The following is a 13162-nucleotide window of genomic DNA, read 5'->3' as shown; positions in this document are numbered from 1 at the left end:
GATGATGAAAAAATATTGGAAGCTAATTGCGATTGCGCTGGTTTCTGTGCTCGCTATTGGAATGTTCTATATAAACTCCGTTATTGCAGCGAGCCCGTATCCGGAGTTTGTCATTAAAACAATTCAAGGCAACGAAAATGAAATAAATAACATTGTACTGAACGGTACTTATTACAATAGGTCGATAAATGAACCAATAGAGATAACAAAGGATGGTTCACATTATGCAAGCGAGCGTTCGTTTTTTGACAGGTTAAAAGGCAATCCAGGGAAACAAATGAAACAATATCAAACGGAATATAGGAACTTTATGCGAGGAAAATATCCCGATCCAGCATCCTTTGTTGAAAATAAAGACTATCTTGTATATGGAGCTATCGAATATAAACCCATTACTATGAACCCTGGGGGTTTCGAGTTTACAGTATCGATATTAAATAAGAAAAATGATAAAACCACCGATTTTGATATGGATGCACCAAATGGTAAATATCTAGGTTATATAGACGTAATAGATGTACAAATTGTTGGGGATGAACTTCAGTTAATTACACAAAGTTATGGTGAAAACAAGATGGAAATCAAACTATACAGCTTTAACATGAAAACAAACAGCTTTATCGGAGAATCACCGATTATGTCAGCAGCACAGGAACAGAAGGAAAATCGTTATGCAGATATCTCCATGTTAAATGGCACAGCCAGTAATGAGGTGTCTAAGTATATTTTTCTTAACAAGGTTATCAGGGAAGAGGTGCAACTGAATGATGGTTCATCTAATTCTAAAGAAATAGATAATGAGCTATATGTTTATAATTTGGAAACGAGAGAAAAAGAGGCTGTGAAATTGCCAAAGGAGCTTCAAGTCCAAGAGAAAATATTTGATGGTTCAACGATCTACAGTATGAAAACGGACGAAAACGGGATTGTTGTTACCCCCTATAATATAGAAGATAAAGCGGTTCAAGCTAAATTTACGATTAAGCAGCCACAAATCGATAAAGATGCAGAATCTTTTAAAGCAATTAAAGGCGGGAAATTATACGTGCTTGTTCATGGCACAGATGAGAACAAAACAGCAACTTTAACTATCGTGAGCTTGGAAACGGGAAAATCACTTTATCAAGGGGAAATAGTCAAAGCTAAACCAGCTGCTGAATTTGATAACTGTTCATTGTATTTAGGTGATATGGAAATCGAATAATGAAACACTATAAAGGGGTTTGCTTTGAGTCATAAAAAGCAAATCCTGCTTTCTAAGCTGAACTGAACTGAAAAGTAAAAGCGACTTATAGATAAATCTTTTATTGAATTTAAGAATCGGAGGATAAACATTGATAACCGTAAAACAACTTAGTCATCACTTTGAAGTAGGAAAAAAAGGGCAAAAGACTATTTTGCCAGTACTGAAGGATATATCCTTTCATGTGGAAAAGGGAGAGATAGTTGCCATTGTCGGTAAAAGTGGATCCGGGAAATCGACATTGCTCAATTTGATTAGTGGTTTTATCCAGCCAAGTGAAGGAGAAATCTGGATTAACGATCAGCGGGTAACTGGATTCACAGAGGCACAATTTGCTGATTTTCGGTTAGAGCATCTGGGGTTTATTTTTCAAAGCTTCCAGTTGATTCCAAGTATGACAGCCTTTCAAAACATTGAACTGCCATTAACGTTTCAAGGGATGGATGCTGCAAAAAGAAAAGAATTAACGAAGGAAATGCTGGACAAGGTTGGGTTAATTGATTTTCAGGATCATTATCCAAGTGAATTATCCGGGGGACAGCAGCAGCGGGTTAGTATTGCAAGGGCGTTAGTATTAAATCCGCCATTAATTCTTGCTGATGAACCGACTGGCAGCTTGGACAGTGAAACAGAAGCGGATTTATTACAGTTTATCCAGCAGTTGAATCGTGAGTTGGGGACCACCTTTCTAATTATTACACATGATGATGCAGTTGCAGGGATCGGCAACCGCAGTCTTACCATAGCGGATGGCAGACTTTTGGAAGATGGTGATAGCTTATGAGATTAAAAGATCGGTTTTCATTTGTCGGACAAAATATTAAAAAGAACAAGGTCAGAACTTTTATGACCATTTTAGCTACGGCAATGGGCTGCGCATTTCTCATTGTGCTGGCTTCCATTGGCTATGGATTACAGCAAACAGTCGTTGATGACACGATGGAGCAGCAGATTGTTACCCAAATCGACGTCCATGGCCATGAGGGTAAAGATGGTAATTATCAGCCATTAACGGTGAGTGACATTGAATATATGGAATCGATTGAAGGAGTAAAAGCTGTTACCAGAAAGAAAAACCTGCAGCAAATGCCGGTTTACCAGATAGAAGATTACCAGATAGAGGCAGAAACAGTGGTAGCTGATTTTCCATCTGAATTAAAATCCGGTTTGGAACTGCATGAAGGGCGGCTGCCAAAGGAGGATAATGAAATTGTTGTCGGCTATGATTTTGCCAATTATCTTCATTCCGAATCTGACGGCGAGGCCATATATGATGAAGAAGGAAAGTTAAAAAAGGAATATCAATACAAGGGGAAGCTGATTGGTAAGACAATAAAGATGACAGTCAGTAAAGGGGAGGAGGCTGGCAAGGAGCAAACACAGACGATTCCATTAAAAATTGTGGGTATGACGGAAAAGCCGACAAGGGAATGGATGGAGGATGCGAAAGTATACATTTCTCAACAAGTCCTGGTGGAGGTGGAGGCCTTCACTGGTACTGCAAAAGGGGTTATCCCAGATTCGGATTATGAGGCAGAGGACGATTCAAATACATTTGATGATGTAAAGGTCTATGCTAAAAATCTCGAGGGTGTAGAGGCCATCTCAAAACAATTGGATAATGCAAACTATGCAACGTACTCTGTTGTTAGTGAAATGAAGCAGATTAACGTACTCTTTACAATTGCAAAAGCCGGCTTGATCCTGGTTGGAACAATCGCCATTGTAATCGCGTCGATTGGCATCTATAATACGATGACAATGGCGGTAACGGAGCGTGCACCCGATATCGGGATTATGAAAGCAATTGGTGCCAATCCAAAAACAATCAAACAAATATTTCTACTGGAGAGCAGTTATATTGGGATTATTGGAGCCATTATTGGGACAATCGTTGCTTATGGTGTGAGTCTATTGGTTAATAGCGGGCTGCCACTAATATTGGAAATGGCTTTTGATGAAGAACTTCCAGAAGGTTTGAAGTTCTCGTCAATCCCTGCAACACTTGTTTTAATAGCGGTCGGGATCTGTTTACTTGTTACCATTCTATCAGGAATGCGCCCAGCTAAGCGTGCAACCAAAATTGATGTATTAAAAGCAATGCGACGAGAGGTATAATTTGATATACTTGGGAGCGCCATCAGGGCGCTTCCATTCTTTTTCTTACAATTACGTAAGGTTTTGTAAGGAGATTCAATAGGATGGATTCTGTTTTTGTTTGTAAAATAAAAATTGCATGCTAGGTTTTATCGTTAAATGGAAAAATTAGTAATTGGAATTGAGAAAACTGGAACCTTTTTACGAATAAGGCGTATTACAAACATCGAAATAAGTTAGTATTATAGATTCTATTTTTGTAATTACGGGGGATGTTTATTGCTGGGGGAGGGATGTTTATGATTAAAAATAAAGAACAATGGACTAGATTCGGTAAAATTGCATTCATGATTGGTGTTATGGCCATTATATTTTTTCAGGGGAAGAAAGAGCTGCAAAATATTTCTTTAAAAGAAGCACTGAAAATCGTAAATCAAATTTCTATTGTACACGTAGTTATCATAATAATTGTTGCATTGATTTCAGTCGGAACCATGTTTTTCTATGATTATTTCTTTATTCGATCACAGCACCTAAAGGTAAAAAAGACGAAGATATTCGGTGTATCCTGGATAGCGAATTCTTTTAACGGTATATTTGGGTTTGGTGGACTAGTTGGTGCCGGTATTCGTGGTATGTTATATCGAGAGTATACAAAAAACAGCAGTGACCTGGCAAAAGGCATTGCCTGGTTGGCTCCGGCCGCTGCCATGGGACTCTCTTTTTTCTCGTTTTTGGCATTGGTCGGGCTATTCCCTATCAAGGAAATGCTTGCTGAAAAAAGCTGGTTATTTCTTGTACTATTAGGAACATCGTTACTTACACCTATTTATATTGGTTTATCAAGATATCGAAAGTCAACCTATTTTTCTCCTTTAATCACGATTCAGTATTCTATCGTTTCGATTATGGAATGGCTCGGTGCGGGCGTTGTCCTTTATTTAAGCTTTGTTTTTGTTGATATAAAGTTAACATTTTTACAAGTATTTGGCATTTTTATCGTTGCCGCTGTAACAGGATTTATCAGTATGGTTCCTGGCGGGTTCGGATCGTTTGATTTGGTCGTTTTATTGAGTGGAGAAGTATACGGCATAAATTCGGAAATGCTGCTAACAGCACTTTTACTGTATCGCTTTGCTTATTATTTGGTACCATTCGTAATAGGCTTGATTTTATCATCGGTAGAAGTAACTTCAACTGTCATGAAAAAGTCCGAAGACAACTATATGATTACTTCGATTGTGGAAATATCAGGCGTACTGTGGGCATTACAGCGTCGCGTGTTTAATAAATTGGGAAATTGGTCGTTATCACTTTTAGCTTTTATCACTGGCTATTTTCTTATTGTTGTTCCAGTTGTCGATATTATTACCATCCACGGACTGGGAAAATCAAAACTTTCGTTGTTTACACTTGATTCTTACAATTTGGCTTTGTTTGTCTGTGGTATTACACTCTGGTATTTTATGAAGGAACAATATTATCGGACAAAGCGATCTTTGCATATTCTGACCGTAACATTGATCATATCTACTATTCTATTACTTTTTCAATCGGAAAATATTATTATCGGTCTAATGGCGGCGGCTCATTTGATTGTTCTTGTTTTATTACGGAAACAGTTTAACCGGCAAAGTTTGCCATTCACCTCAGCCAGTGTTCGGTGGTTAGTTTATTTGTGTGGCATCTGCTTCATTCTGTTCGTTGTTTTAGTTCGGGAAAGCTTACTGTTCGTTGATTATAATAAACCTTTATATGGTGTATTTAGCATCGGATTTTCCGGATGTCTGCTTGCCTTCCTATATGTATTGCTAAGTATTATCATTTATGAAAAAAGTCATCAAATAGTGATTGGCGAAGCATATAGTGATGAAAAGTTAACCGGGTTTTTACAAAAATATGGCGGTCATTCCTTAAGCCACTTAGGTTTTTTAGGGGACAAGCGGATGTTTTTTAGTGATGACCGGAAAGCGATGCTCCAATTTGCAGTTACAGGGAAAAATATTATTGTTTTGGGAGATCCGCAAGGCGATAAAAAGTCCTTTGAAAATGTGTTAATTAAACTAAATGAGGCAGCCGATTATTTTGGTTACCGCTGCATCTTTTATCAGATAAGTGAAGAACTATTGCCATTGTACCATGATCTTGGATTTCTCTTTTTCAAGCTTGGCGAAGAAGCGGTAGTAGACCTTGATTCATTTACCATATCCGGAAAGAAGAAAGCAGGACTGCGATCAACCTTTAATCGTTTTGAGAAAAATGGGTATACATTTTCTGTTAACGACCTGCCATTATCGGATGACTTTTTACAGGAAATGAAATATGTCTCGGATGAATGGCTTGGCAAAAAACGGGAAAAACAGTTCTCGTTAGGGTATTTTGATAAGGATTATTTAGCTCGGACACCGATTGCTGTGTTACGCGATAAGGAAGGTACGATGATAGCTTTTATGAATATTATGCCTACTTATCAGGAGGGTGTAGTTTCTGTTGACTTAATGCGCTATCTTCCGGACGCGCCAGGCGGAGCAACAGATGTAATGTTTATCCATCTGTTTCAATGGGCGAAGGAAAAGGGCTACACCAAATTCAATATTGGGATGGCGCCATTATCGAACGTAGGATGTACAAAACATTCCTTTTTACGTGAACGAATTGCGGAAGCGGTGTTTAACAATATCCGTTATATGTATAAGTTTAGCGGGCTAAGAAACTTTAAAAATAAATATCATCCAGAATGGTCGGGGAAATATTTAGCCTATCGGAAAAATTATTCATTGGCTTCCATCATGCTTCAGATTACAAAGCTGATTAGTAAAGGTGGAAAATCATTTGGACCTAGGGATAGTTTGAAAGAGGATACTGATTCTGAAATTGTTAAGAAGAAAATTAGAAACGCTATGTAAAGAAAGGAAGCATGCTAGCAGCTGGATCCGGACATGGCCTATCCTAACATAAGTGGAATATAACCCGGATTCTTATACTTTCTTTCCTATTGAAAAACCTTGCTTAAGAGGATTCTCTAAGCAAGGCTTTTTCACGCTCTTTTAGTAGTTCAGTCTAATACACCTCATAATTTTGTCCGGTTTGTGCTCCCAGAACACTTTTTTTATAAGCCAATGCCACACGATGTGCGGGAACAGGTTCAAAACCTTGAAAGAAACTTTCTAGCCTTTCCCATGATTCCTGAACGGCATTTGGACTAACACTATTGATGCGAATCCCTCTAGGCATTTCGACTGCAGCTGATTTTACAAATGCTTTTACACCGCCATTTGCCATGGCAGCGGAGGCGCCTTGCCGGATTGGGTCATCCATCATGATACCGGTTGTTAATGTGAAGCTGCCATGATCTGTAACATGGTTTAATCCTAGTAACACCAAGTTAATTTGCCCTTTTAATTTACTTTCAATGCCTTTTTCATTTATTTCCGGTGTTAATTCTGTAATAGGGGCAAAATTGGCACCGCCCGAGGCATTTACGACCGCATCGATGCTGCCAACTCTCTCGTACATTTCTTGAATACTTTCTGTGGAGGTAATATCAACCTTTACGTCAAATCCATTCCTCCCAGCGCAAATAATCTCGTGATCAGCCTCCAATGCTGTCTTAACTTCTTTGCCAATTGTACCGCTTGCACCAATAAGTAATATTTTCATGTTTTTAAACCTCTTTTCCTTTCCGTTATATCATATCACATGTCCTGTATTTCACAGTCTAACATAGTGTATTCGCATCGTTCACGATTTTATGATAAAGAACAACTTACATTAGGGCTTGATCTCACTTATATCAGAAAACAAGGAAATGTGGCTGGATCATTAACCAGCCACATTTTTATAAATTCTGCCCACCTTCTCATCCAGCAATTGGAGGTGTACAATTCGGGCCTCGCGTAAATATTCTTTTCCCTCGACAAAAAGCAATAGAACAGGGACAGTGAAAACGGAAAACTCACCTGCAGTTTCTGGCACCTGATCAGCATTGATATGGCCCGGTTTAATTTCTGGGTAATGACTCATTAATGCTTGTACTTGTGGGAATAATCCATGACAAACACTGCAGTCGGGGCGGGAAATGAATAAGAAGGTGAGGGAGTGGCTTTGCACGAAATTTTTTACCATCGCTATTGAGGTCAATTGTTTAAATTCCCGCATAGCAAAACCTCCAACTAATAATAAAATTTACATTGCATGCCAAACGTTAAAGTAGTATAATGAACGTATTATTGCTATTTTTATAAAATAGTCAATAAATATCCTATATAAATTTTACCATGTTTATTATGGTAAGTCAACAGATAAGTTTTGTGAAAATAACGGAGGCGATCAAATGGGTGTAAAAAATCAGAGTCGTGAAGCAGAGCAGCAACGTGTGGATACGGTGATCCTTGAAATTAAGGCGAAGGAAAAGGAGCTTTATACCAAGGCATCGGGGCTAAAGGAAAGTGTGATCAATCTCCGAAAAAACTTTTGGGAAGACGTAACCGTTAATTTAGATGAGCCTGACGATGTCATTGAAACCCAGGCAAGTATTAAACAGCAGGCGGAGTTATTATCGGAAAGGGAAAGATTTCACGGGAAAATTGGTGAGGAATTAAAGACATTAAAAAGATTGGAAAACTCCCCGTATTTTGGACGGATCGATTTTCTGGAAGCTGGTCAAACAGAAAGCGAACCGATCTATATTGGTATTGCCTCGTTGATGGATAAACATGATGAGAACTTTTTAGTCTATGATTGGCGGGCACCGATCTCGAGTCTTTACTATGATTTTTCTCCAGGTAAGGCGAAGTACGAAACAATAGAGGGAACGATCTGCGGCGAAATGACGTTAAAAAGACAATTTATTATTCGTAATGGTTTGCTAAAAGGTATGTTTGATACAGGTATTACGATCGGGGATCAATTATTGCAGCAAGCGCTCGGAAATAATGCCAGTACCTCCATGAAAAGCATTGTTGCAACCATTCAAAGGGAACAAAATAAGATTATTCGGGATGAAAAAAGTAAGTGCCTCATTGTTCAGGGAGTAGCTGGAAGCGGAAAAACGTCTGCCGCCTTACAGCGCGTAGCTTATTTGATGTATCGATATCGCGAGACGCTACATGCAGAAAATATTGTCTTGCTTTCACCAAACCCATTATTTAGCAGTTATGTTTCCAATGTACTTCCAGAATTAGGCGAAGCAAATATTAGGCAAATTACCTTCCAAGAATATCTGGAAGCAAAAATGACTGATAAACTTGTTGTAGAATCACCATTTCAACAAATGGAATATAGCTTAACAGAGGAAAATGATGAAGCTTGCACAGTAAGAAGAAAAAGTATTGATTATAAATCGAGTTTAACATTTAAGTCGGACTTGGATGAATTCATTTCCCAGCTGCAGAATGAAGGATTGTTATTCCGAAATATAACTTTCCGAAAACAAGTGATTATTGCAAAAGAGGAAATACGTGATTACTTTTACTCATTGGATAATTCCATCTCCATCCCAAATAAAATGGAGCTTGTGGCAAAGTGGCTGCTAGCCAAGATCCGCAAAACCGAGCGAAAAGAGAGGAAAAAAGATTGGGTTATGGATGAAATCGAATTATTAAGTAAAGAGGATTTCTTACACGTATACAAGGAACTGCAAAAACAGGAGCATATCGATGATTCCGGGAGGGAAGAAGAATATCTGAGAAGGAAAGTGACAGCAAGGGCATTTGCAGGTATTAAAAAACGGGTTAAGCGATTGGATTTTGTTAACGTATTAGCCACATATAGAGCTTTTTTTAAAATGTGGGACCCGAAGAACGCACCCGATGAGTGGGAGAAGATATGCGCACAAACGGCAGTGGATCTGTCACGAAAGTATATCACATGGGAAGATGCCGCGCCATACCTGTATGTGAAGGAAAGATTGATAGGTGAGCATTCAGACAGATCGGTTCGTCATTTATTCATCGACGAGGCTCAGGATTACACTCCGTTTCAGTTTGCGTATATCCGGCATATCTTTCCATATGCGAGCATGACTTTACTGGGAGATGTGAATCAGGCAATATTTACGCATACGATGCAAGGAAGCCCGCTGATTCCATCGAATTTGGAAGAAGGGGTAGAAAAAATAGAAAAAATTACCCTTACGAAAAGTTACCGCTCGACCAAACAGATTGTGGAGTTTACAAAACATTTTGCTCCAGGTGGAGAGATGATTGAACCGTTTAATCGGGAAGGAAATAAGCCAGAGCTTATCGAACTGGGTGATCAGGCTGGTATAAAGGGACAACTGAATAGAAAAATAAATGAATTAAAGGCTGCCGGACATGAAACAATAGCGATTATCACGAAAACACAGGAGAAAAGTGATACGATCTATGATATGTTAAAAGAAGATCTGTCAATAGTGCAAATTAATGAAGAATCCCGTTCTTTCCAAAAAGGAATCCTGGTTCTGCCAGTTTACCTTGCCAAAGGAATTGAATTTGATGCGGTGATTATTCCGGATGCATCCTTCGTTTCATACCACTTGGAGTCAGATCGGACGCTTTTTTATACTGCTTGCACAAGAGCAATGCATGAACTGGTTCTAATGACAGATGGAAATAAAAGCCCGTTCATAATGGAATCGCCGAAAGATAAATATGACGTGCGTGCAATCTGAGGGTTATTATCATTATAAGGATCAGATAGAATAATAAATAAGCAATCGAAAGGGAGTGTTGTTCGTGAATGTAGTTCATTGGTATGATTGGATAACACCGACTAATCCGTTTGTGGCAGTGCTTTTGAGTATGTTATTAATTCTTGGGGTGGCCATTATTGCATGGTTTGAAGATACAAAGAATTTTAAAACGCCTATTTTAATCTTAATTACCGGATTTATCTTCTCGATAGTTGGTGTCTTTTTTCTTCATTCAATCGGGTTTTATAAGTAGAAGTTAGATCAAACGTTTGTTTAAATGTTTTAGGGAGGAAATACTTTTTCCGTTGTAAGTAATGTAATGGCGGAGAAGGTGGGATTCGAACCCACGCGACGCAGAGCGCCCTAACGCATTTCGAGTGCGTCCCCTTCAGCCGGGCTTGGGTACTTCTCCGGAAAAGAAATGATGCTGGTGAGAGGATTCGAACCTCCGACCCCTTCATTACGAGTGAAGTGCACTGCCAGCTGTGCTACACCAGCGTTTAAATGTATCTTAAAGGCGTGTTTAAAAATCTTCCGCTTATCATTTGATGGGTTTTTGAACATTCCTTAAAGTCACATAGAGTATAATAATACATTTTTCGTATTTCTTCAATAGATTTGCTGTAATTTTTTAGCCCGTGCTATCACATTTAATGGTTCGCGGGCTTTTTGCGAAATTTTGACCTGTGTCAAGGAATCCATTGTAGTTCTCGATTATGCTAAAGATACAGTAAAACAAAGGAGAGATACTACATGAAAACAGTTAAATTTCAATTAGAACCGTTAACATGCCCGACATGTATTAAGAAAATAGAAGGGGCGCTTGGTAAACAGACAGGTGTTCAAGAAGCGAAGGTACTGTTTCATTCCAGTAAGGTTAAAGTGACGTTTGATGAAACACATGTTGAAGTGGAAACATTACGAACAATTATTGAAAAACTGGGATACCCGGTTTTATCAGAAAAGATCGCATAGCAGTTCGGAAGGCTCTATTCAGCATTCCGATCATAGAAAGGGATGATACGAATGGAAAAGATAAAGAAGTCCCACATTGTAATGGTTTCGGGAATGCTTCTAGGTATTGCATTTTTATTTTATTTGCTAAAACTATTGCTCTGGAGAGATGCTGCATTAATTTTGGCAACGGTTGTGGCAGGGTATCCAATTGTAAAAAAGGCCGTTCAAGCGGTACGAATGCGTGCATTTAGCATTGAACTGCTTGTAATAATAGCGGTAGTGGGTGCTTTGATTATTGGAGAATATGTAGAGTCCGCGGCAGTAACTTTCCTATTTTTGTTCGGGGCGTATTTGGAAACTCGTACGTTAGAAAAGACACGGAACTCGTTAAAAACATTGATGGATATGGTACCACTTGAAGCAACCGTATTGCAGGGGGGACGGAAGGTAATATTGCCTATTGAAAATATCGTAAAGGGAGATCGAATTCTGATTCAATCAGGTGAAAAAATTGCGGTTGATGGAAAGGTAGTAGAGGGGCAGGGATTTATAAATCAAGCAACGATAACCGGTGAATCGGTACCAGCTAATAAAAAAAGGGGAGATACTGTATTTGGTGGAACAATCCTTGATAATGGCTATCTAGAGGTTGAAGCGGAAAAGGTGGGTGATGATACAGCATTTGCCAAAATTATCGAATTGGTGGAGGAGGCCCAGGAAGCAAAAGCAAAAACGCAAAGGTTTCTTGAACGATTTGCCAATGTTTATACACCAGGAATTCTAGTTTTATCGGTAATCGTATTTCTGTTCACGCAAAATATAGAACTAACTTTAACATTTCTGGTAATTGCTTGTCCTGGTGCCCTTGTCATTTCGGCTCCAGTATCCCTTGTGGCGGGTATTGGAAATGGCGCAAAGGCGGGAACCTTGGTCAAAGGCGGGGAAGTGATGGAGAACCTGGCGAAAATGGATGTTGTTGTATTTGATAAAACGGGAACATTAACAAAAGGAAAGCCCGAAGTTACAGGTGTGAAGGGCTTCGGAATGAAGGAAGATCAGCTAATAAAGCTGGCAGCTGAGGTAGAGGCACGTTCGGAACACCATTTAGGACGAACGATTGTAAAAGAAGCCAAAAATAGAGATATGGTACTCACGAATCAGCCATTCAATTTTGCAGTAAAAAAAGGTCAAGGTATAACCGCAACGCTTGATAAGAAGCATGTAGTCATTGGAAATAGAAAATTATTAGAAAATAATGGTACCAGGGTTAATAATGATGCCTACTCATTTGCAATACAGGAAGAAAAATATGGGAATACAGTCATTTTTGTGGGTGTTAATAACCAGCTGGCAGGGATTATTTCGATAGCAGACCAGATCCGCCGCGAGGCCCGTGAAACGATCGAACACTTGCGGGCATTGGGAATAAAACAAACAATTATGTTAACAGGTGACAACAAACATTCCGCAAAAAAAGTGGCGGATCAACTGGGAATTGATCGCGTGTTTGCTGAAATGCTGCCGGAAGATAAAGTTGCCCAGATTAAACAATTAAAAGCGGAAGGAAAACGGGTAGCGATGGTTGGGGACGGAATCAATGATGCACCAGCAATTGCACTAGCCGATGTGGGGATTGCAATGGGGGCGGTCGGAACTGACGCAGCAATGGAAACGGCAGATGTTGTTTTAATGGGCGACAACCTTGCCAAAATTCCATACACCTATCGTTTGGCAAAAGCAACTGTCCGGAACTTGAAGCAAAACATGTTCTTTGCAGTCGGTACGGTCGGGTTACTATTGGCGGGGGTGCTCTTTGGCAAAGTATTCCTAGCATCCGGCATGCTAATTCATGAATTGAGCGTATTAATTGTCATCCTGAACGCTATACGACTTGTACGATTTGGGAAAAGGAATAAGAAACGGATCTGGCCTATTAACGGAAAATTAGCTAAGGCATAAATGTAGTGGCTGTCATGTTATCGAAGTACCTTTTGCATGACAGCCTCCACTATATATGAGCGCACAATCTATTAAGGCAGCGCAACGTAGAATCGATCGAGTGCCGTTCAAAATCGATGGGTACAATCCAACATCGATTGAGTGCCGTTCAGAATTGACCGGGCGCAAGCCAGAGTCGATCGAGTGCCGTTAAAAAACGATCGAGCACAAGCCAAATTCCATCAAGTGAAGCT

The 13162-nt window shown here is 39.4% G+C and carries 10 protein-coding genes and 2 tRNA genes; 8 read left to right on the top strand and 4 right to left on the bottom strand.

Annotated features, from left to right (window positions below):
* The first annotated feature begins 1 nt into the window (after window position 1).
* From IEX12_RS13225 to mprF, 4 genes are all read left to right on the top strand, one after another.
* Window positions 2–1204 carry a hypothetical protein gene (locus tag IEX12_RS13225; protein WP_188725327.1) on the top strand — a complete coding sequence of 401 codons (1203 nt, stop codon included), beginning with the start codon at window positions 2–4 and terminating at the stop codon, window positions 1202–1204.
* 130 nt (window positions 1205–1334) lie between these two features.
* Window positions 1335–2027, top strand: a complete 693-nt coding sequence (locus IEX12_RS13220) for an ABC transporter ATP-binding protein (protein WP_188725326.1) — start codon at window positions 1335–1337, stop codon at window positions 2025–2027.
* The gene (locus IEX12_RS13215) at window positions 2024–3361 is read left to right on the top strand and encodes an ABC transporter permease (protein ID WP_102415996.1); all 1338 of its coding nucleotides are present in this window, start codon (window positions 2024–2026) and stop codon (window positions 3359–3361) included. The genes IEX12_RS13220 and IEX12_RS13215 overlap by 4 nt, the downstream gene beginning before the upstream one ends.
* Window positions 3362–3639: 278 nt before the next feature.
* Complete coding sequence (gene mprF, locus IEX12_RS13210) at window positions 3640–6246, top strand: bifunctional lysylphosphatidylglycerol flippase/synthetase MprF (protein ID WP_188725325.1); 2607 nt, start codon at window positions 3640–3642, stop codon at window positions 6244–6246.
* A 154-nt stretch (window positions 6247–6400) separates the two neighbouring features.
* Here the strand turns inward: mprF and IEX12_RS13205 are convergent, their stop codons facing one another.
* Both IEX12_RS13205 and IEX12_RS13200 read right to left on the bottom strand, forming a co-directional pair.
* Window positions 6401–7000 carry a short chain dehydrogenase gene (locus IEX12_RS13205; protein WP_188725324.1) on the bottom strand — a complete coding sequence of 200 codons (600 nt, stop codon included), beginning with the start codon at window positions 6998–7000 and terminating at the stop codon, window positions 6401–6403.
* A 162-nt stretch (window positions 7001–7162) separates the two neighbouring features.
* On the bottom strand, window positions 7163–7498 hold the full coding sequence (locus IEX12_RS13200) for a thioredoxin family protein (protein WP_188725323.1): 336 nt from the start codon (window positions 7496–7498) through the stop codon (window positions 7163–7165).
* 175 nt (window positions 7499–7673) lie between these two features.
* Between IEX12_RS13200 and helD the strand changes: the two genes are divergently transcribed.
* Window positions 7674–9992 carry an RNA polymerase recycling motor HelD gene (helD, locus tag IEX12_RS13195; protein WP_188725322.1) on the top strand — a complete coding sequence of 773 codons (2319 nt, stop codon included), beginning with the start codon at window positions 7674–7676 and terminating at the stop codon, window positions 9990–9992.
* A gap of 64 nt (window positions 9993–10056) precedes the next feature.
* A complete protein-coding gene (locus IEX12_RS13190) occupies window positions 10057–10266 on the top strand; it encodes a hypothetical protein (RefSeq protein WP_188725321.1) in 210 nt (69 codons plus the stop codon).
* A gap of 67 nt (window positions 10267–10333) precedes the next feature.
* Here IEX12_RS13190 and IEX12_RS13185 read toward each other — a convergent pair.
* Window positions 10334–10425 (bottom strand) — tRNA-Ser (locus IEX12_RS13185).
* Window positions 10426–10438: 13 nt separating this feature from the next.
* Window positions 10439–10511 (bottom strand) — tRNA-Thr (locus IEX12_RS13180).
* Between the two features lie 255 nt (window positions 10512–10766).
* Here IEX12_RS13180 and IEX12_RS13175 point away from each other — a divergent pair.
* A complete protein-coding gene (locus tag IEX12_RS13175) occupies window positions 10767–10988 on the top strand; it encodes a heavy-metal-associated domain-containing protein (protein ID WP_088051187.1) in 222 nt (73 codons plus the stop codon).
* Between the two features lie 51 nt (window positions 10989–11039).
* Window positions 11040–12929 carry a heavy metal translocating P-type ATPase gene (locus tag IEX12_RS13170; RefSeq protein ID WP_188725320.1) on the top strand — a complete coding sequence of 630 codons (1890 nt, stop codon included), beginning with the start codon at window positions 11040–11042 and terminating at the stop codon, window positions 12927–12929.
* Window positions 12930–13162: the final 233 nt, after the last annotated feature.

The sequence above is a fragment of the Lentibacillus populi genome (assembly GCA_014642895.1).
Lineage (GTDB): Bacteria > Bacillota > Bacilli > Bacillales > Amphibacillaceae > Lentibacillus_C > Lentibacillus_C populi.
The sequence above is the reverse complement of the archived record's forward strand: the minus strand, read 5'-3'. Positions and strand labels throughout refer to the sequence as shown.